The sequence below is a fragment of the Colwellia sp. MB02u-10 genome, assembly GCF_014077185.1.
Taxonomy (GTDB): Bacteria; Pseudomonadota; Gammaproteobacteria; order Enterobacterales; family Alteromonadaceae; genus Cognaticolwellia.
In genome coordinates this window covers 1-19,586 of record NZ_JACGVK010000119.1, presented here as the reverse complement: position 1 = coordinate 19,586, position 19,586 = coordinate 1, and the positions used below count along the sequence as shown (strand labels likewise).

Here is a 19,586-nt window from a genome sequence, read left to right as displayed (position 1 = left end):
ACAAATGTGTTCTTGAAAGTTTAGCCTTGTTACTTATGCTGAAATAAAGCCATTGCATTATTTAGCCTAAGTAATGCAATGGCTATGATTTTTCGCATAAGGGATTAATGTGATGATAAAATAAAGAGTATTTATGTCAAATAAAAATGTTACGCAATCGGCTAAATTTAGTGCTCAACCCCAAGATCCATTGTGGTTAGCTAAGTTTATTGATACCTACCAAAGGCTCTCAACTGATAATTTGCAGTTGCTAGCTGACGTTTACCACCAAGACATTGTCTTTACTGATCCTATGCATCAACTAACAGGCTTTGAGCAGTTAAAAAAATACTTTAACCAACTTTATCAAAAGCTTAGTTATTGTGATTTTACAATCGAACACGTCATAGCGCACGACTCAGAGGCGGCTATTTATTGGCAAATGAGTTACCAACACCCGCGCTTAAACTCAGGTGAAATTGTCACTGTGCAAGGCAGTTCTCATCTTAAAGGCGTTGGTGATAAGGTTATTTATCATCGCGATTACTTAGATTTAGGTGCTATGCTTTACGAGCAACTACCTTTGTTGGGGCGGGTTATTCGCTCGCTTAAAAATAGGGCCGCAAACGCATGAATATAAAACCTACCATTCTCATCACAGGCGCTACTTCTGGCATAGGTGAGTCATTGTTACAGCATTATTTAGCCCATGACTATCAGGTTATTGCTTGTGGTCGTAATCAAGAAAAGCTTAAACAATTAGCCACTGATAATGACAATGTTGTTCCCATTGCTTTTGATATCACGGATAAAGAGCAGATCCGTACTGCAGCCAATAAAATTAGCGCTATAGAGCGCATTGATATTTTAATGCTTAATGCGGGTGATTGTCGCTATATTGATAATGCTAAAGCCTTTGATGGTGAATTGTTTGCTAGCGTTATAGCGACAAACTTACAATCTCTGGGCTATTTACTCGAGCACTTTTTGCCAAAAGTTAACGCGGGGGGGCAAGTCGTATTTGTCAGTTCTAGTGCAACTTTATTGCCTTTTCCACGGGCAGAGGCTTATGGCGCTTCTAAAGCTGGAATTGATTATTTAGCCAAAAGTTTGCGGCTGGATTTAAAAGCAGAAAATATAGCGGTAACCTTAGTTCATCCTGGATTTATTAAAACGCCATTAACCGATAAAAATGACTTTGCTATGCCATTTTTATTGACCAGTGAGCAAGCGGCTAGTCGTATTTACCAAGGCGTGAGTGGCCGGAAAAGTTACCTGCATTTCCCTAAAAGGTTAACCCTGATCATGAAATTATTTGCACTGCTGCCAGACTTTATTTGGCAAAGTATTGCTCTAAAAAATGAGAAAGCTTTAAGCAATGAAAAAGCCTTAAAGAAGAAAAAAGAGTTAAGGAATAACAAAAAATGAAACGTATCGCCATTATAGGTGCCGGTGTCTCGGGTTTAACCACAGCTTATTTATTATCGAAAAAGCATGAAGTCAGTGTTTTTGAAAAGTCGGCCCATATTGGCGGACATACCGCGACCGTGGATGTTGAGTTGGAAGGTCAGTCTTATGCCATTGATACCGGGTTTATTGTATTTAATAATAAAACCTACCCAAATTATTTAGCCTTACTAGACGAAATAGGGGTTGGTAAGCAAGAAACAGAAATGAGTTTCTCAGTGCATAATTCAACTACAGGCATGGAATACAACGGCCATAACCTCGATACCTTATTTGCTCAACGCCGTAATATCTTTAACCCTAAGTTTTGGTGGTTGGTAAAAGAAATTCTCCGATTTAATAAGCTGTGTAAGCAAAGTTATCAAGTGAAAAACTATCAGGATAGTTTAACTTTGGGTGAGTTTTTACAAGCAAATAAATTCAGTGACTATTTCGCTGAGCATTATGTATTACCTATGGGGGCGGCTATTTGGTCCAGCTCGTTGGCGCAGATGCAAGTTTTGCAATTTCATTTTTTTGTTAAGTTTTTTCATAATCATGGTTTATTGAATATCGCTGATCGTCCACAGTGGTATGTAGTACCCAAAGGTTCAAGAAGTTACTTAGCTCCGCTATGTAAGCCCTTTGCGGATAATATTCACCTTAATGCGGATATTACCGCGGTGACTAGGGAAAACAATGAAGTGCAGTTACATTTTGCCAATGGTGAAAGTCAAACCTTCGATGAAGTGGTTTTAGCCTGTCATTCAGATCAAGCTTTAGCGTTACTGTCTGATGCTAGTGAACAAGAGCAAAAAATACTAGCTGCTATACCTTATAGCGCAAACTCAGTGGTGTTACATACCGATATTAATTTATTACCAAAAAGAAAAAAAGCTTGGGCGAGTTGGAACTATCAATTGAGTGCTAACAGAACTAAACCCGCTAGTGTTACCTACAATATGAATATTTTGCAGGGCTTGAACGCCAAGCACACGTTTTGCGTCACCTTAAATCAGCGTGAAGATATTGACCCAAGTAAAATTTTACGCGAATTTACTTATCATCATCCGGTGTTCTCAACTAGCTCTATTAACGCCCAGCGCCAACGCTCAGCTATATGCGGTAAGCAAAACACCCATTTTGTCGGTGCCTATTGGTACAGCGGCTTTCATGAAGACGGTGTTAGAAGTGCGGTAGATGTTGGGCAGCGATTTGATTGTTATTTACAAAAGAATCAGCCGGAACATCACGATGGTTGAGCCTTCAAGACATAATCACATTTATAGTGGCCAGATAACTCATCGACGATTTACACCAAAGTCGCACAGCTTTAGTTACCAACTATATATGCTGGCACTAGACGTTGATGAGATGCAAGCGAAGCAAAGTCCAAAAGGTATTTTTGGATTTTCTTGGTTTAATCTCTTGAGGTTTAAAGAAAATGATTACCTTAGAGATGAACCAGAATGCCTTAAGCAACGTATAGTGAATAAAGTGCATACCTTATCTTGTGGTGAAGCATCTTGTGTTGAAGAATCGAGTGCCGCAGATATAAGTCGCATCACAATGTTAGTTCAGGTTAGGTGTTTAGGGCTATATTTTAGTCCAGCAAATTTTTATTTTTGTTATAACGCCGATGAAATTTGTACGCAAGTCTTGGTTGAAGTCAGTAATACACCATGGAATGAACGGCATTATTATTTAGTGCCGCTAGCAAGTGGTGATATTAACGACCCAGATTTAACGCCACATGTTACCGATAAAAATTTTCAAGTATCGCCTTTTATGGATTTAAATATGAGCTATAAATGGCTGATTAAGCCGCCAATGGCTGATAGTTCAGCATTATTAGTACATATAGAAAATCACCGTAACATTGTTAATGATAATGGCAGTGAGGTAAGCACGGGCGGAAAAATATTTGATGTAACCATGAAATTAACCAAAGCGCCTTTTTCGACGGCGTCGTTATGGCAACTCTGGTTTAATATGCCCGTGATGACCTTAAAAATAGTGTTTGGCATATATTGGCAAGCTATGAAGCTCTTCTGGAAACGTATACCCTTTATTGGCTACCAAAAAAGTAAGCCTGATAAATAAGTCAAAAAGTTAAGCCAAAAAACTTAAATTAGGAGTCTAGCAGTGGAACAAGTGTCAGGATTGAAAATTAAAAAGCAAGCAAGCTGGTTAGACAAGCGTTGTCGTAGTTTAGTGCACTCGGTTTTTGCAAAACTGAAAGTTGACCAAATTGAGTTAGTTGATAATGATGAGCACTTTCTTTTTCCAGAAATTGCTCAAAGCAACGCCTTACTCGGGCGTATGAATATACATGACAGCAGTGCGTACCGTGATTTTGTTAAAGGCGGCTCTATTGGCGTAGCAGAAGCTTATATTGCTGGTAAATGGAGCAGTCCAGATTTAACCGCTATTGTGCGCATATTTGCTCGTGCCCAGCAAGAAACCGATGCACTTGAAAAGCAAAGACCTTGGCTAACAAAGCTTAAAGACACCTTGCTACATCGAAGTAATGGTAATAGCCAAGCAGGTTCAAAAAAGAATATTTTGGCTCATTATGATTTAGGTAACGAACTTTATTCACGCTTCCTTGATCCTGAAATGATGTACTCATCAGCGATTTACCCTAATGAGGAAGCAAGCTTAGCGCAGGCACAACTGCATAAAATGTCGACTATTTGCCAACGCTTAGAGCTGACAGCTGATGATCATTTACTCGAAATAGGGACAGGTTGGGGCGGTTTAGCTATTTATGCCGCGCAGCAATACGGTTGTAAGGTTACCACGACAACAATTTCTGATGCCCAGCATGCATATGCTAAAGAGCGCATTGAGCAGTTAGGGCTAGCAGACAAAATAACCTTGTTAAAAGAAGATTATCGCGACTTAACCGGTGAATACGACAAACTGGTTTCAATTGAGATGATAGAAGCGGTTGGTTTTGAATATTTACCCAGCTTTTTTAAGCAATGTAATGCCAGATTAAAACCGGGCGGTAAATTGTTGATACAGTCTATTACCATTGCCGATCAGCGTTTCGACCATTACAAACAAAATGTTGACTTTATTCAGCGCTATATTTTCCCTGGTGGTTTTTTACCCTCTATTACTGTGCTTACCGGTCACCTGACCGAATATACGGGTTTAGTCACAGAATCGATTAACGACATAGGTTTAGATTATGCCAAAACTTTAGCGCATTGGCGTGAAGCCTTTTTAAACTCTTGGCCTGAGCTTAAACCTTTTGGCTATGATGAAGAATTTAAACGCCTTTGGCTTTATTACTTCGCTTATTGTGAAGGCGCTTTTCTTGAGCGTGCCACCAGTACCGTACATTTAGTCGCTAGAAAGTAACGGCTATTGCTGCATTGATCAAAGCAGAAACAATAACTATACAAGTTATTTTTTCTGCTTTTTTTTATTCATCACACTTGCACTTAGTGTTACCCCCTACAACTTAAATTACCGCCAATTTACACCGCTACTTTACCTTTAAGCGCATTGTTATTGTGTTGTGTAGGCTAAGTTATGCTGTATTTTCTGCTGCTTATCTCATTGGTTGTCACACTTACGTTATAAAACCTTCATCGTTCGGTCATTTTTCTTTTACCTTACTGTCATTTTTACTGCTTAGCATGCTAGTGGTGTTAATGCATCGGCATTAGCAAACTTACTTTAACTAAAAATAACATCAAGGGAAGCATTATGAACTCGACATGGGTTTCACTTTCAGCTTTGTCATCTTTTTTACTCTCTAGCGTCGCTATTGCTGGGGTTTTACCAAACGTACAAAAAGACAGTCAGTGGTTTGTTGATGGTCAGCAATCGGTGATGGCTAAAACCAAACTAATAACCCGTAATAAAGCTAAAAATGTCATTTTATTTGTTGGTGACGGCATGGGCTTGTCAACCTTAACCGCTGCACGAATTTTAGCCGGGCAAAACGAAGGAAGAACGGGCGAGGAAGGCTACTTAAGTTTTGAAAAATTTCCTTATTCTGCGCAAGTCAAAACCTATAATGTTGACGCACAAACGCCAGATTCTGCCGGCACCATGACCGCGATGATGTCAGGTGTAAAAACAGATGTTGGTGTGATTGGTGTTGATGAAGATATTGAACGTGGTGATTGTTCAACAGTGAAGGGCAATGAATTAGTCACGTCATTAGAAGCTGCTGAAATTAAAGGCTTGTCAACCGGCATTATTTCAACGGCACGTATTACCCATGCGACACCCGCGGCAACATTTGCAAAATCAGCGGATCGAAATTGGGAAGATATTTCTGATATGCCAGCAGCAGCCATAGCAGGAGGCTGTGTTGATATTGCAAGCCAACTTATTGATTTTGAAAAAAACCTAGAGCAACGTTTCCCCGGCGTTGACGTTGATGGTATTGAAGTGGCATTTGGCGGCGGTCGTCGACACTTTCTACCGAAGGATGCAAGTTTTAACAGTGCAGATGCCAGTAGTGCCGTTGAAGGCGATCGCACCGATGGTGTTGATTTAACCGCCAAATGGCAAGCACAATATCAAAACGGTCAGTATATTATCGATCAAGCAGGCTTCGATGCCATTGACGCGAGTAGTACTGAGCGGGTGTTGGGGCTATTTAATGAGTCGCATATGCAATACGAAGGCGATCGCAGTAATGATATTGCGGGTGAACCTTCGTTAACCGAACTCACTAGTAAAGCCATTGATATTCTTGATAATAACGACAAAGGCTTTTTTCTTGTTGTTGAGTCAGGGCGAATTGATCATGGTCACCATGCGGGCTCTGCTTATAATGCCTTAACCGATACCATCGAGTTCTCTAACGCAGTACAAGCCGCTATCAATAATACCAATCCTGAAGAAACATTAATCTTAGTTACGGCGGATCATAGCCATGTATTTACCATTGCCGGTTACCCAAAACGCGGTAATCCAATATTAGGTAAGGTGGTTAATGTTGGCGCAACTGAACCGGCTCTAGCAAGTGACGGCCTGCCGTATACCACAGTAGGTTATACCAATGGTAAAGGCTTTAGAAACTTGGTCAATGAAACCAATGCAGACGTAACCTATAACGATGATGCACTGGCCGGTCGTCAAGATCTAACCACAGTAGACACCACCACCACAGGATTTCATCAAGAGGCTACCGTGCCACTGAGCTCTGAAACCCATGCAGGTGAAGATATTAGTTTACACGCATCAGGACCTGGAGCGCACTTGGCACAAGGCGTTATCGAACAAAGTGTTGTGTTTCATATCATCAATCAATCGCTTGGCTTAATTGCTAACTAACTGGCTAATCGAAAGGAATTAATCATGAAAACAGTAAAAAATTTATCATTAGCCGTGTTGGCTGTATTAGCAGGTTGTGGCGGAGATGACGGTTCAAATGGTAGCAATGGTATTGACGGCGAAAGTGCTTTCAATAGTCTGGTTAGCCAAACCTTATTAAATGTTGGCCATGCACAATGCCTTAATGGTGGTGTAAAAATTGATTCAGGTGTTGATGATGATAGCTCTGGCGTATTGGATACTAATGAAGTCGATGCAACAGAATTTGTTTGTTCACCGACACTAACGCAAACACAAGGTTCGGCATTGACCGCCACCACTCATAATTTATGGTATGAGCAAGGCCAAAGTGTTTTAGCACAAGCCGCAATCAATTCTCAGTCATTGGTTAATACTAAAGGCAAAGCGAAAAATATTATTTTGTTTGTTGGTGATGGTATGGGTATTTCTACTGTGACGGCAACGCGCATTTTAGCAGGCCAACAGTTAGGTAAATTGGGTGAAGAACATCAATTAAGTTTTGATAAGTTCCCTTTTTCTGGTTTTGCTAAAACCTATAATGTTGATGCACAAACGCCAGATTCTGCGGGCACCATGACCGCGATGATGTCAGGGGTTAAAACTGATGCAGGCGTTATTGGTGTAAACGAAGCCATTAGTCGCGGCGATTGTGCTTCAGTCTCCGGTAATGAGCTAGTAACCGCATTAGAATTAGCAGAAATTGCCGGCAAATCAACAGGTATTATTTCTACTGCGCGTATTACACATGCTACGCCAGCGGCAACTTATGCTAAATCGGCAGAGAGAAACTGGGAAGATAACTCTGATATGCCAGCTGCTGCTGTGGCCGCGGGCTGTGTTGATATTGCCTCACAATTGATTAGTTTTGAAAATGATATGCAAAGCCGATTTTCTGGCGCAAAAGTTAACGGCATAGAAGTAGTACTAGGCGGCGGAAGACGACACTTTTTACCAAAAGATGCGGCCTTTAATAGTACCGATGCGGCCAGTGCTATAGAGGGTGATAGAACCGATGGCCGAGATTTAACCGCAGAATGGCAAGCACAGTATCCAGCGGGCAGTTTCGTTACCGACCAAGCGGGCTTTGATGCGGTTGATGCTAATACCACGCCGCGGCTGTTTGGTTTATTTAATGAATCGCACATGCAGTATGAAGCCGATCGTGGCAATGACATTGCCGGTGAGCCGTCTTTACGCGAGATGACCAATAAAGCGATTGATATACTTGATAATAACGAGCAAGGGTTTTTCTTAATGGTGGAAGCCGGCAGGATTGATCATGGTCATCATGCCGGTAGTGCGCATGGCGCTTTAACAGATACGATTGCTTTTGCTGATGCAGTACAGGCCGCGGTTGATGCGACCAATCCAGAAGAAACCTTAATTATTGTTACCGCGGATCATAGTCATGTCTTTACGATGGCAGGCTATCCAAAACGCGGTAACCCTATTTTAGGTAAAGTGGTGAGTGTGGGTAGCACAGAACCAAGCCTAGCAAGTGACGGCATGCCATACACAACATTAGGTTATACCAATGGCAAAGGCTTTAGAGATTTAGGTGCAGAAACTAATGCCGATGCGAGTTATAGCGCTGACGCTGTCACTGGCCGTCAAGATCTTAGTATGGTGGATACCCAGTCTACGGGCTTTCATCAAGAAGCCTTAGTGCCAACAAGTTCGGAAACCCATGCGGGTGAAGATGTGGGTGTTTACGCCCAGGGTCCTGGTGCGCATTTAATTACCGGTACCAATGAGCAAAGTGTGATTTTCCACGTGATGGATTATGCCGCAGATCTTGTTACAAAAGCTGAGCAAGCGCTAAATTAACTCCTGCTTTAGCAAATGCTGTAGCAGGGAAGTTGTCAGATTAAAATGGCAACTTCCTTTTATTTATTGACCTATGTACCCTGAGTTGGTTTTATTATGAAAATTATTTCAGCATTATTATGTCTTTTGTCTTTGAGTATTAGCGCCAGTGAGTGCAATATTTCGCCTAATGTGATCAGTGCTTATTATCAACTAAGTACTCAAGCAGCTAATAGCAAGCGGATAACAAAGCCAGTTCAGCAATTGTTTGAACTACACCGCAATAATAATACCGTGCTGCAACGAAATGTCAGCGCAGGTATTAACGATATTTGGTTGTTGAACGGTAATCGATTATCGCTAAATCGAGCCTTTGAAAAGTATCAACACACCATTGAATATCAACCCAATGAATTAAGACACCAGCCGCAGTGGCAAGATGCTTTTCAGTTGGTTATGACACCCGAACTGAGTCAGATGCAACTGGTAGAGCAGAACAAAGCGGGTTGTTTACTTGAGCAACACTTTGTACTGAAAGATAAACACAGAGAATATCAGTTAACTTGGTTACCAAAATTACAGTTAGTAAAATTCTTTCAAGTAAAAGATGCCGAGTTAACGCGACGATGGCAGTTGACAAAATTTCAACCTAATGCGGAAAAAACAGTATCACTACTTAAGCAATACAGGAATTATCAGAGCACAGATTATGCTGATATCGGCGATAATGAAGGTATACCGTTTTTAGCGACAATGATTAATCAAGGTTTTTCAATGCCGGTGCATAATCGTCCAGCTTTGGTCGACAAGCCGCATCAACATTAAGTTACCTGATCTGCAGAACAGCCAAATTATTGCGTTAGCGGCAAGGGTGTTGGTTTTTTTATTAGCCATTTAAAACCGTGAGCTCTTTGTTAGAGCCCACGGCTAGTGGTATTACTTTATTTTGGTGTTATGTCGTTGCGGGAGTAACTTTACTTCAGTATTCGAATAGTCGTTACCTTAGGCCTTAGGCTTTAGTCACTCAACTCAACGCATTAGTTGCCACTATATATATGCTTGGTGATAATAGCGCTTTCTGCCAAGGTTTTATTCTCAGGTAATTCGACAGCGCCACTGAGTAAGTAAATCACTTTTTCACCTTGGTCGGCTAAATCTAATGCGTGTTGAACATTAATCAAAATGCTTGAGGCGATTGCTTGAGGAAACTTGCTGGCGTCACGTCGAATATATTCAATCAGGTCGATATTAACCGCTTGGTCGTAAAAAACCGCGTCGGCAAATTGCATTTCTCGATGGGCATTAAGGGTTAAATGATCGGGGTTACCGTCACGGGTATGGATAAAAACAATTTCCCCACTGGGTGGCGGCGATTGTGTTTGTAAGCTGGCAATTAACTGTTGTTCAGCTGAAGTGGTTTTACCATCTAAAATGGCTTGTCCGATACTGCCGCGTAAAGTGCGCTCCCAAAAAGTGCGACGCTCGCGTAAACTTTTCACGCGCGCTTTTACGTGGTCTCTAAATTTAAAAGAAAAGTCAGCTAATTTTCCATAACCATTAGGTAATGTTTTTTCAATTTGCTCGCGTAACATCCGCAGTAAAATAGGTGCGCTGCCAGAACTCGACATGGAAATTATGATGGGACTTCGGTCAATAATAGCCGGGGTTATATAGGTGCACAGTTTAGGTTGGTCAACGACATTGGTTAGTAGTTTTAACTGAGTGCTTTCTGTGGCCACCGCGCTATTAACTTCAACACTGTCGGTGGCAGCAATGACAATATTACTCTTACTCAGGTGGCCGGGTTGATAATTATGCTTGAGCCAATTTAATTGGTGCAAATTCACCAAACGCTCAACGCTGCTATTCAGTGTTTCAGACATAATAGAAATGTTAGTTGTCGATTTTAATAACAGCTCAATTTTACGTGCTGCTACCTCGCCGCCACCTATAATCATAGCGTTAATATGTTTGGCATCTAGATATATAGGAAAGTACTTCATTATTTCACTCTGTTTTTTGGCTTTATTTACCCGCTTAGCGATACTGTGCTGACTAAGTGGGTAATAATTAAAAGGGGATTAAGACTTCGCTAATGGCTAAACCATTAGCGTCACCATAAATATATTGACCAGGATTAAAGCTTAAGTCGGCAAAGTGAATAACCTGGTTAATTTCACCTTTACCCAGTTTCTCGGTTTTTATTGGGCAGCAGCCAAGGGCTTTTACCGCGATGGGTAAAGTGGCAATAGTACCCGCGTCACGTATACAGCCATTAATAACAATAGCTTGCCAGCCATTTTTTACGGCTAGCTCAGCTAGCATGTCACCGAGTAAGGCGTTAGTCATACTCGCTTTGCCATCAACCACCATCACTTTGTTGGTACCGTCGGTGGCCACCAGCTCTTTGACTTTGGAATTGTCATTATGACAGCTGACAGTCACTATTTCGCCAGAGAAGATAGTGTGACCACCATAGTCATTAAAAATCGGCTGAGCTAAAGAAAGCTGTTCGCTATGATCATCAAATAAGTCGGGTAGTAGATCTAACATTTTTATCCTTAATGTATGCACGCTAGTATAGTGAGTATAAATGAAGTTTTACTTTATCAGAACAGGCAATTTATATCTGCTCAGCGTAAGTAATATCGAGTATAAAGCTAAGTTATTTTCCTTGGCGGTAAGGCTCTATTCATTTTTTCATTGGCTTAAAGTCATTGGGTTAAGTCATTTGGTAACCTACATCAGCCTTGATATTATCTAAGGTCTTTGTTCATACGAACATAATAGCTTTTTAGATTTTTTAATCTTACGGCACTATATAAGTCGGTTGCATAAGTCAGTGGCAAAGTTAGGCACTTGAAGGTTGAGTGCCACTGAGTTGGGAGCAAGGCCAAGGAAAGAATTTTATCTTGGCAATTTGGTGCGCGGCTATTCGTGTTACTTCAATTATATCGAGCCTCGTGTCGCTAGCCTGACTTTTTCTATTAAGCAGTTGTTATACACTAGCCTCTTTACCGACAATGTTGAGTGGTTTGATAGCAAGTTAATACAGCTGTAAACCTTAGGAGTAATGATATTATTTTCAGCATTTTGATAGCGTTTATTTTGCTATTACTCTAGCAATGACGAAAGGTTATCAATAGCCAAATTATCTGTAGTTATTGCCTGAGTATATGGCTAAAGTAACTATTTTGTCGTGGTAGAGGGTGATAAACTAGCAAAAAATTTTAATGAGAAAAAAACATGCCTTGGATCCAGCTTAGATTAAGTGCCAATGAAGAGACAGCTGAAAAATATAGCGATTGGTTGAGTGCTTGTGGCGCACAAGCGGTGACCTTTATTGACGCTAAAGATACACCTATATATGAGCCACTTCCTGGTGATGAAGTCATTTATTGGAATAATACTGTGGTAATGGGCTTATATGATGCCAGTCATGATATGGACAAGGTGTTGAATTATTTAAAAGGTATTCATCCAGACAAAGCTAAAATGGTCTATAAGCTTGAACAGCTAGAAGACAAAGATTGGGAACGTGAATGGATGGACAATTTCCATCCGATGAAATTTGGCCAACGTTTATGGATTTGTCCAAGCTGGCGTGATGTTCCTGACCCTAGTGCGGTGAATGTTATGCTTGACCCCGGTCTAGCATTTGGTACGGGTACCCACCCAACAACTGCTTTATGTTTAACTTGGCTGGACGGTTTAGATTTAGTCGGCAAAACCGTGGTCGATTTTGGTTGTGGCTCAGGTATTTTGTCATTAGCTGCGCTTAAATTAGGCGCAAAAAAAGTGATTGGTATTGATATCGATCCACAGGCGTTACAAGCGAGTTTAGAAAACGCTAAACGCAATCAATGTGAAGACCGTTTGGCATTATTTTTACCGAAAGACCAACCTGAATTTAAAGCCGATGTAGTAGTGGCAAATATCTTAGCCGGACCATTGCGTGAACTTGCTCCGGTTATTATTAACTATCTAGCGAGCAATGGTGTGCTTGCTTTGTCTGGTGTTTTAGAAGAGCAAGCCGAACAATTACAAACTCAGTATGCTGAATTTTGTCAGATGGACGCGATTGCTGTTCAAGACGAATGGGTGCGTTTATCTGGTGTTCGTTATTAGTTTGTTATGAGTTGGCGATTAATGGCCTAAAAACGAGCAGCTTTTGTTATCAAATTGTACAGAAACTGCTCGCATCAACACTTTAGAAAATGTCAACACGAAAAACGTGAAAAAAAGCGCATTTTGTTCAATTTATATCCTTTTCAATCCCAAAAAAAACACGTAAACTTAGCGCCCTTTTGAATAGTAGCTCAAAAAAACAGCAGCGTGAAGATAGGTCCATACACTTTAGCAAGCAATACTATGCTTGCACCCATGGCGGGTATTACCGATCAACCATTTAGACAACTATGTTGTCAGATGGGGGCAGGCTTAGCGGTATCTGAAATGATGTCATCTAATCCAAAAGTGTGGAATACCGGTAAATCTCAGCGTCGAATGTTGCATAGCGAAGAAGCAGGTATTCGTTCCGTACAAATCGCGGGCTCGGATCCTGAAGAATTAGCTTTTGCGGCTAAGCATAATGCTGATAATGGCGCACAAATTATTGATATCAATATGGGCTGCCCAGCAAAAAAGGTAAATAAAAAATTAGCAGGTTCAGCGTTACTGAAAGAGCCTGCATTAGTCGAGCAAATTATTAAAGCTGTGGTTAATGCGGTGGATATTCCTGTCACGTTAAAAATTCGAACCGGCTGGTGTGAAAGCACTCGCAATGGTATTGAAATAGCCAATATTGCTGAGCATAACGGCATACAATCACTTGCTGTGCATGGCCGTACTCGTAATGACTTTTATAAAGGTAATGCAGAGTACGACACCATTAAAGCAATCAAGCAAGCGGTGAGTATTCCAGTTGTTGCTAATGGCGATATTACTTGTGCCGAAAAAGCGGAGCAAGTGCTGAATTACACTGGGGCTGATGCCATTATGGTTGGTCGTGGTGCCCAAGGGAGACCTTGGATTTTTCGAGAAATTAATTATTTCTTGAAAACGGGTAGGCATTTGCCTGCTCCTTCAACGGATGAAGTACGCACAATTTTGATTGGGCATGTAATGGAATTACACAAATTTTACGGTGAATTTATGGGTTTACGTTTTGCCCGTAAACATGTTTCTTGGTACATGCAAACGCATGAACAAGGAAAATCGTTTCGTTCTATTTTTAATGCACTCGAGTCAGTTACTGAACAACTTGACGCATTAACTATGTATTTTGATAATTTAACTTTAGAAAGAGTCTGAACTTTATGTTTGAACAAAATATTTCCTCTCCATTTATTACCGGTGACCTACAAACTCAGACAAAGGCATCGCCTTTACGCACACAAGCGAAAGTAGCCATTAAAAACTACTTGTCTCAGTTAAACGGTAATGACGTTGATGATATGTACGACCTTGTACTTTCAGAAATTGAAGCGCCAATGCTTGAAGAAGTCATGCAATATACGCGCGGTAACCAAACCCGCGCCGCTAACTTATTAGGCATCAACCGCGGTACTTTACGTAAAAAGTTAAAAAAATACGGCATGAACTAAGAAGTACGACAGGCTAGCCTGTCAATTAAAAGCACCCTCGGGTGCTTTTTTGTTTTTAGAGAGATAAAAGTTATCCAAGTAGTCAGCTTTTATGCCATTTAAGAACTACCGCATGTCAATAATGTAAAACAGATATGTGTCATAGGCCAGACAATCATTTTAATTTATAGGTAATTAGAAAACCATGGATACACCACGCCCAATCAAACGTGCACTATTAAGTGTTTCAGATAAAACCGGTATTGTTGAATTTGCTCGCTCGTTATCACAAAAAGGTGTCGACCTTTTATCAACAGGCGGCACCGCTAAGTTATTGGCCGAAAATGGCATTAAAGTCACTGAAGTATCTGATTACACCGGGCATCCAGAAATTATGGATGGTCGAGTTAAAACCTTACACCCGAAAGTACATGGCGGTATTTTAGCGCGTCGTGGTATCGACGAAACTGTTATGGTTGAAAACGACATCAGTGCGATAGATTTGGTGGTGGTAAATCTTTACCCATTTGCCAATGCCGTTGCTGATGAAAATTGTTCATTAGAAAATGCCATAGAAAACATCGATATTGGTGGCCCAACTATGGTGCGCGCAGCCGCTAAAAATCATAAAGACGTCACCATAGTAGTCAATGCCCATGATTACGACCGTGTGTTAGCAGAAATGGCGACAAACAATAATTCTTTGGTTTATCAAACACGTTTTGATTTGGCTATTGCTGCCTATGAGCACACGGCAGCTTACGACGGTATGATTGCTAACTACTTTGGTAAAATGTTACCTGCGTATGGCGCAACTGAATCAGCAGCATCTGTTGACTCATCAGTAGGTGAAAAAGTTAAATTTCCACGTACTTTTAACAGCCAGTTTATTAAAACTCAAGATTTACGTTATGGTGAAAACTCGCATCAAGAAGCAGCTTTTTACAAAGAAGCGAATCCTGAAGCAGCGTCAGTTTCCACTGCAACTCAATTGCAAGGCAAAGCCTTATCTTATAACAACATTGCTGATACGGATGCGGCATTAGAGTGTGTTAAAGAATTTGACGAACCCGCTTGCGTTATTGTTAAGCATGGAAACCCATGTGGTGTTGCTATTGGCGATAATATTTTAGCGGCTTATGAAGGCGCTTATAAGACGGATCCAACGTCGGCTTTTGGTGGCATCATAGCGTTTAACCGTGAGTTAGATGCCGATACTGCGCAAGCAATCGTTTCTCGTCAATTTGTTGAAGTTATTATCGCACCTAGCGTGTCAGATGCAGCTGCAAAAATTGTTGCCACTAAAGCTAACCTGCGTTTATTAGTCTGTGGTCAATGGACAAGTAAAACTACTGGTTTTGATTTTAAACGCGTTAATGGTGGTTTATTAGTTCAAGACACGGATCAAGGTAGCGTAACAAGTGACGACTTAACGGTAGTGACTAAACGCCAACCCACAGACGAAGAGATGCGTGATTTACAATTTTGTTGGAAAGTAGCAAAATTTGTTAAGTCAAACGCGATTGTTTACGTTAAAAATAGTGCAACTATCGGGGTTGGTGCAGGCCAAATGAGCCGAGTTTACTCAGCAAAAGTAGCGGGTATTAAAGCGGCAGATGAAAACCTTGAAGTTAGAGGCTCTGTTATGGCATCAGATGCATTCTTCCCATTTCGTGATGGTTTGGACGCTGCTGCTGAAGCAGGCATTACTGCGGTAATTCAGCCGGGTGGCTCTATGCGTGATAATGAAGTTATTGCTGCAGCAGATGAGCATAATATCGCCATGGTATTCACTGGTATGCGTCACTTTCGTCATTAAGTCAAAATGGTACAGTGGTAAAATAAAAATGCTCAGATAGAATTAATTATTCTGAGTGTTTTTATTGTAGAAATCATGCTGAGTAGTGTCTGGGTAATAAAATTAATCATTACACACACTCAATTAAGTTCAAATGCTGTTTTTTTGTCGATAAGATAAGAGTAACGGCACTGATCATCTGAACGAAATCTGCTATAACTAGCCTGTATAAAAATTCACTAGTTAATGGAAGATAACAATGTATACAACAACTCAAACTCTCAAAAAAGTTTTTACCGCGTCAATCGTGTCTGCAACTTTATTATGTTCTGGTTTTGTTAACGCTCATCAGGATGCTCATCAGCAAAGTCAGCTTGAAAAAGCTATCGCTGGAGAACATCGTTCAGCAAAAAATAAAGCGCGAGATGAATATCGTCATCCGTTAGAAACTTTAGCCTTTTTTGGTTTTGATCCGTCAATGACAGTAGTTGAAATTACCCCCGGTGGTGGTTGGTATACTGAAATTTTAGCCCCAGCAGTAAAAGGTAAAGGTAAACTTTACGGTGCTCATTATCCCGATACTGGCGAAGATAACTATTATAGTAATTCACGTAAAAAGCTAGTTGAAAAATTAGCCAGTGACGACGTATTTAGCGAAGTAGAGTTAACTAACTTTATTCCGCGTCAAGCAAGTGAACTTGCACCGGCAGGTACAGCCGATTTGGTACTGACTTTTCGTAATTTACATAACTGGCGCGATGAAGGTGTAGAACAAGCTTTTAAAGACGCTTACAAAGCATTGAAAAAAGGTGGCGTGTTAGGTGTGGTAGAACATCGTCTGCCTGAAGGCGTCGACGCTGAAAAAGCAAAGGGTTATGTATCGCAAAGCAAAACTATTGCACAAGCCAAAGCGGCAGGGTTTACTTTAGTAGCAAGCAGTGAAATCAACGCTAATGCTAAAGATATGGCCATCTATCCAAAAGGTGTATGGACTTTACCGCCAGTATTACGTTTAGGCGAACAAGATAAAGCAAAATATATAGCGATTGGCGAAAGCGATCGTATGACATTAAAATTTGTAAAATAACATAATTGAGCTGCTATAACTTGATCTCTGTAGGTTATAGCAATTTTAAAATATTAGGAATGTAAGTAAATGAATGTTTTGGTCATTGGTAATGGCGGTCGTGAGCACGCATTAGCGTGGAAAGCTGCACAATCATCTTCAGTAACAAAAGTATTTGTTGCACCGGGTAATGCAGGAACGGCTACAGAAGCCAAGTTGGAAAATATTGCAATATCAGCTGGCGACATTCCAGCCTTAGTCGACTTTGCCAAAAGCAACGAGATCGTGCTAACTATTGTTGGGCCTGAACAGCCTTTGGTAGATGGCATTGTTGATGCTTTTCAAGCAGAAGGTTTAATGATTTTCGGACCCAGTGCAAAAGCGGCACAACTTGAAGGTTCAAAATCATTTACTAAAGACTTTTTAGCAAGAAATAATATTCCAACCGGTAGTTATCAAACCTTCACTGAAATCGAGCCTGCACTTGCGTACGTTCGTGCACAAGGTGCGCCAATTGTTGTTAAAGCCGATGGCCTTGCCGCTGGCAAAGGCGTTATTGTTGCGATGACATTAAAAGAAGCTGAAGACGGTATTAAAGATATGCTTGCCGGCAATGCTTTTGGTGATGCGGGTCATCGTGTGGTGATTGAAGAATTTTTAACAGGTGAAGAAGCTAGCTTTATTGTGATGGTTGACGGCAAAAATGTTTTAGCCTTTGCTACCAGCCAAGATCATAAGCGTGCTTATGATGGTGATAAAGGGCCAAATACTGGTGGTATGGGCGCTTATTCTCCAGCACCTGTTGTGACACCAGAGATCCATCAACGCGCTATGAATGAAGTTATCATGCCAACCGTTGAGGGCATGGCGAGAGAAGGTGCACCTTATACCGGCTTTTTATACGCGGGCTTGATGATTGACACTGATGGTACCCCAAAAGTTATTGAATACAATTGTCGTTTTGGTGACCCTGAAACCCAGCCAATCATGATGCGATTAAAATCTGATCTGGTTGAGTTGTGTATCATGGCTTGTCGTGGTGAGTTAGATCAAGCAACAATCGATTTTGATCCTCGCCCTGCAGTAGGCGTGGTAATGGCAGCAGCTAATTATCCTGCTAGTTATCCCAAAGGCGATGTTATTTCTGGTCTAGAGACAAATACGGTCACTGATCGAAAAATATTCCATGCAGGTACAGCTGAAAAAGATGGTGCAATAGTTACCGCAGGCGGTCGTGTCTTGTGTGCAACAGCATTAGGTAATAATGTCACTCAAGCGCAGCAATCAGCCTATGAATTATTAAAACAAATTTCATGGCAAGGTGTTGAGTATCGTACTGATATCGCTTATCGAGCGATCGAGCGCGAACAAAGTTAGCTGAGCGCAATCACAACCGTATAATATAATCGTATAAAAAAGCCCAGTAATTACTGGGCTTTTTTATATAACAATTAACAGCTTAGTTATTAAGTTTTGCTAAGGTTTCTTGTGTTGCACCACCGGCTATTGCAGCAGCAATTGCTGAATCTCTATCAAATCCTAAATCAATAGCGGCTTTAACAATAGCATTATTATGATTATCAGTGCTTTGATTGACGGCGGTTGCAATTACTCGGTCGGCTTCACCAGGAAATAAAGCTAATATATCTTTCACTATATTACTTGCCTGTTCCGGTATGGCTGTAATAGCGGCTGTTAAAATATTCAATATCTGGCTAGGGTAATTTGATACGGTGTTGTTAACGATGTTACTAACGTCGTAAGGTTCAGTCCTAATGGCAACTCGGACAATATTTTCTATTTCACTTGGATTAAATTTAACCGCGGTATTAACTATTTCTTGAGCATAAGCGGGCTCTGCGGTGATAGCTATTTCAACTAGCTCACTGCTAGGGGCAACTTTAGCTTTAATCGAATTCTGTATGACATCGCAGGCTAAAACAGGCTGAGCAGATAAAGCACCCAACATGATTTCACGATATTTTTCTGGGTATCGAGCAAAAGCTACTGCCATAACAACATCTACTTTCTCTGGATAGCGTGAAAGTATGGCATGGACACTACTTTGAATTGTTCTCTGTTTCTTTACTTGTTGGTTTAATATCTTAGCAATCAAACGTTCATGTTTATATTCGGCAACATCCTTCGCCACAACTGTACTACTAATGCCAGCAAGCATTAACAAGATGATAAGTTTTTTCATTTGTTATGCTCTCTGTACAAACATTGTGGTAAGTCCACTTTATCTGTAGTTTGTTATTATTATTATGCGCAAATACAATATAGAGCATAAAATACATTATATCTCCTGTTTATTTGTACATAAGAATATGGTTTTTGGAAAGATTGCTAGCCAAATTTTGCTAACCACATAATGATTAGTCCATAAAGTAGTCGAATAGTTCAATTAAAAAGCAAACAGTCATTTAATCGCAATTTAATTGATATTAAGGGTTGACGTGAAGCCAGAAATCTCTAGAATGCGCTCCAGTTCCAAGGGGTAACCCAAACGAACGGTTTTAATGAGTTATCTAATCTAGTCTAAGCTGATTAAGTTAACTTAACGTTTTAAAAGTGA

Annotated in this window: 17 protein-coding genes; 14 read left to right on the top strand and 3 right to left on the bottom strand. The window is 40.7% G+C overall.

The annotated features are described in order from the left end of the window. The first annotated feature begins 133 nt into the window (after positions 1-133). The 8 genes from H4J59_RS10415 to H4J59_RS10380 all read left to right on the top strand — a co-directional run bounded on the left by H4J59_RS10415 (position 134) and on the right by H4J59_RS10380 (position 9,384). Positions 134-613, top strand: a complete 480-nt coding sequence (locus H4J59_RS10415; RefSeq protein WP_182239153.1) for a nuclear transport factor 2 family protein — start codon at positions 134-136, stop codon at positions 611-613. Further along, positions 610-1,407, top strand: a complete 798-nt coding sequence (locus tag H4J59_RS10410) for an SDR family NAD(P)-dependent oxidoreductase (RefSeq protein WP_182239152.1) — start codon at positions 610-612, stop codon at positions 1,405-1,407. The genes H4J59_RS10415 and H4J59_RS10410 overlap by 4 nt, the downstream gene beginning before the upstream one ends. Beyond that, positions 1,404-2,687: an NAD(P)/FAD-dependent oxidoreductase gene (locus H4J59_RS10405; RefSeq protein ID WP_182239150.1), complete on the top strand. Its 1,284-nt coding sequence runs from the start codon at positions 1,404-1,406 to the stop codon at positions 2,685-2,687. The genes H4J59_RS10410 and H4J59_RS10405 overlap by 4 nt, the downstream gene beginning before the upstream one ends. Next, positions 2,680-3,528 carry a DUF1365 domain-containing protein gene (locus H4J59_RS10400; protein ID WP_182239148.1) on the top strand — a complete coding sequence of 283 codons (849 nt, stop codon included), beginning with the start codon at positions 2,680-2,682 and terminating at the stop codon, positions 3,526-3,528. Before H4J59_RS10405 ends, H4J59_RS10400 begins: the two co-directional genes overlap by 8 nt. A gap of 42 nt (positions 3,529-3,570) precedes the next feature. Next, a complete protein-coding gene (locus H4J59_RS10395; protein WP_310733181.1) occupies positions 3,571-4,797 on the top strand; it encodes a cyclopropane-fatty-acyl-phospholipid synthase family protein in 1,227 nt (408 codons plus the stop codon). A gap of 351 nt (positions 4,798-5,148) precedes the next feature. Beyond that, positions 5,149-6,732: an alkaline phosphatase gene (locus H4J59_RS10390; protein WP_182239146.1), complete on the top strand. Its 1,584-nt coding sequence runs from the start codon at positions 5,149-5,151 to the stop codon at positions 6,730-6,732. Between the two features lie 24 nt (positions 6,733-6,756). Next, positions 6,757-8,580, top strand: a complete 1,824-nt coding sequence (locus H4J59_RS10385; RefSeq protein ID WP_182239144.1) for an alkaline phosphatase — start codon at positions 6,757-6,759, stop codon at positions 8,578-8,580. Between the two features lie 96 nt (positions 8,581-8,676). Beyond that, on the top strand, positions 8,677-9,384 hold the full coding sequence (locus H4J59_RS10380) for a hypothetical protein (protein WP_182239142.1): 708 nt from the start codon (positions 8,677-8,679) through the stop codon (positions 9,382-9,384). A 212-nt stretch (positions 9,385-9,596) separates the two neighbouring features. Here H4J59_RS10380 and H4J59_RS10375 read toward each other — a convergent pair whose 3' ends face one another. Together H4J59_RS10375 and H4J59_RS10370 are read right to left on the bottom strand one after the other, a co-directional pair. Continuing rightward, a complete protein-coding gene (locus tag H4J59_RS10375) occupies positions 9,597-10,562 on the bottom strand; it encodes an NAD(P)-dependent oxidoreductase (RefSeq protein ID WP_182239140.1) in 966 nt (321 codons plus the stop codon). Positions 10,563-10,629: 67 nt separating this feature from the next. Beyond that, positions 10,630-11,112 (bottom strand): putative 4-hydroxy-4-methyl-2-oxoglutarate aldolase, encoded by a 483-nt coding sequence (locus H4J59_RS10370; RefSeq protein ID WP_182239138.1) that lies wholly within the window; start codon positions 11,110-11,112, stop codon positions 10,630-10,632. Positions 11,113-11,805: 693 nt separating this feature from the next. Between H4J59_RS10370 and prmA the strand changes: the two genes are divergently transcribed. The 6 genes from prmA to purD all read left to right on the top strand — a co-directional run bounded on the left by prmA (position 11,806) and on the right by purD (position 18,385). Next, complete coding sequence (prmA, locus tag H4J59_RS10365; RefSeq protein ID WP_182192496.1) at positions 11,806-12,687, top strand: 50S ribosomal protein L11 methyltransferase; 882 nt, start codon at positions 11,806-11,808, stop codon at positions 12,685-12,687. A 207-nt stretch (positions 12,688-12,894) separates the two neighbouring features. Continuing rightward, entirely contained in the window at positions 12,895-13,872 is a 978-nt protein-coding gene (gene dusB / locus H4J59_RS10360; protein ID WP_182239136.1) for a tRNA dihydrouridine synthase DusB, read from the top strand. 5 nt (positions 13,873-13,877) lie between these two features. Next, on the top strand, positions 13,878-14,165 hold the full coding sequence (gene fis, locus H4J59_RS10355) for a DNA-binding transcriptional regulator Fis (protein WP_044832893.1): 288 nt from the start codon (positions 13,878-13,880) through the stop codon (positions 14,163-14,165). A gap of 184 nt (positions 14,166-14,349) precedes the next feature. Further along, complete coding sequence (gene purH, locus H4J59_RS10350; RefSeq protein WP_182239134.1) at positions 14,350-15,963, top strand: bifunctional phosphoribosylaminoimidazolecarboxamide formyltransferase/IMP cyclohydrolase; 1,614 nt, start codon at positions 14,350-14,352, stop codon at positions 15,961-15,963. 238 nt (positions 15,964-16,201) lie between these two features. Then, positions 16,202-17,029 carry a class I SAM-dependent methyltransferase gene (locus H4J59_RS10345; RefSeq protein WP_182239132.1) on the top strand — a complete coding sequence of 276 codons (828 nt, stop codon included), beginning with the start codon at positions 16,202-16,204 and terminating at the stop codon, positions 17,027-17,029. 69 nt (positions 17,030-17,098) lie between these two features. Continuing rightward, the gene (gene purD, locus H4J59_RS10340) at positions 17,099-18,385 is read left to right on the top strand and encodes a phosphoribosylamine--glycine ligase (protein ID WP_182239130.1); all 1,287 of its coding nucleotides are present in this window, start codon (positions 17,099-17,101) and stop codon (positions 18,383-18,385) included. A gap of 82 nt (positions 18,386-18,467) precedes the next feature. Here the strand turns inward: purD and H4J59_RS10335 are convergent, their stop codons facing one another. Next, a complete protein-coding gene (locus H4J59_RS10335) occupies positions 18,468-19,211 on the bottom strand; it encodes a hypothetical protein (RefSeq protein ID WP_182239128.1) in 744 nt (247 codons plus the stop codon). Positions 19,212-19,586: the final 375 nt, after the last annotated feature.

What these genes read in the sequence shown, in the direction of transcription:
- H4J59_RS10385 (WP_182239144.1), top strand. Translation starts at nt 6,757, where the DNA reads ATGAAAACAGTAAAAAATTTATCATTAGCCGTGTTGGCTGTATTAGCA.
- fis (WP_044832893.1), top strand. Translation starts at nt 13,878, where the DNA reads ATGTTTGAACAAAATATTTCCTCTCCATTTATTACCGGTGACCTACAA.
- H4J59_RS10335 (WP_182239128.1), bottom strand. Translation starts at nt 19,211, where the DNA reads ATGAAAAAACTTATCATCTTGTTAATGCTTGCTGGCATTAGTAGTACA.
- H4J59_RS10410 (WP_182239152.1), top strand. Translation starts at nt 610, where the DNA reads ATGAATATAAAACCTACCATTCTCATCACAGGCGCTACTTCTGGCATA.
- H4J59_RS10390 (WP_182239146.1), top strand. Translation starts at nt 5,149, where the DNA reads ATGAACTCGACATGGGTTTCACTTTCAGCTTTGTCATCTTTTTTACTC.
- purH (WP_182239134.1), top strand. Translation starts at nt 14,350, where the DNA reads ATGGATACACCACGCCCAATCAAACGTGCACTATTAAGTGTTTCAGAT.
- H4J59_RS10415 (WP_182239153.1), top strand. Translation starts at nt 134, where the DNA reads ATGTCAAATAAAAATGTTACGCAATCGGCTAAATTTAGTGCTCAACCC.
- H4J59_RS10380 (WP_182239142.1), top strand. Translation starts at nt 8,677, where the DNA reads ATGAAAATTATTTCAGCATTATTATGTCTTTTGTCTTTGAGTATTAGC.
- H4J59_RS10375 (WP_182239140.1), bottom strand. Translation starts at nt 10,562, where the DNA reads ATGAAGTACTTTCCTATATATCTAGATGCCAAACATATTAACGCTATG.
- H4J59_RS10345 (WP_182239132.1), top strand. Translation starts at nt 16,202, where the DNA reads ATGTATACAACAACTCAAACTCTCAAAAAAGTTTTTACCGCGTCAATC.
- purD (WP_182239130.1), top strand. Translation starts at nt 17,099, where the DNA reads ATGAATGTTTTGGTCATTGGTAATGGCGGTCGTGAGCACGCATTAGCG.
- H4J59_RS10405 (WP_182239150.1), top strand. Translation starts at nt 1,404, where the DNA reads ATGAAACGTATCGCCATTATAGGTGCCGGTGTCTCGGGTTTAACCACA.
- H4J59_RS10370 (WP_182239138.1), bottom strand. Translation starts at nt 11,112, where the DNA reads ATGTTAGATCTACTACCCGACTTATTTGATGATCATAGCGAACAGCTT.
- prmA (WP_182192496.1), top strand. Translation starts at nt 11,806, where the DNA reads ATGCCTTGGATCCAGCTTAGATTAAGTGCCAATGAAGAGACAGCTGAA.
- H4J59_RS10400 (WP_182239148.1), top strand. Translation starts at nt 2,680, where the DNA reads ATGGTTGAGCCTTCAAGACATAATCACATTTATAGTGGCCAGATAACT.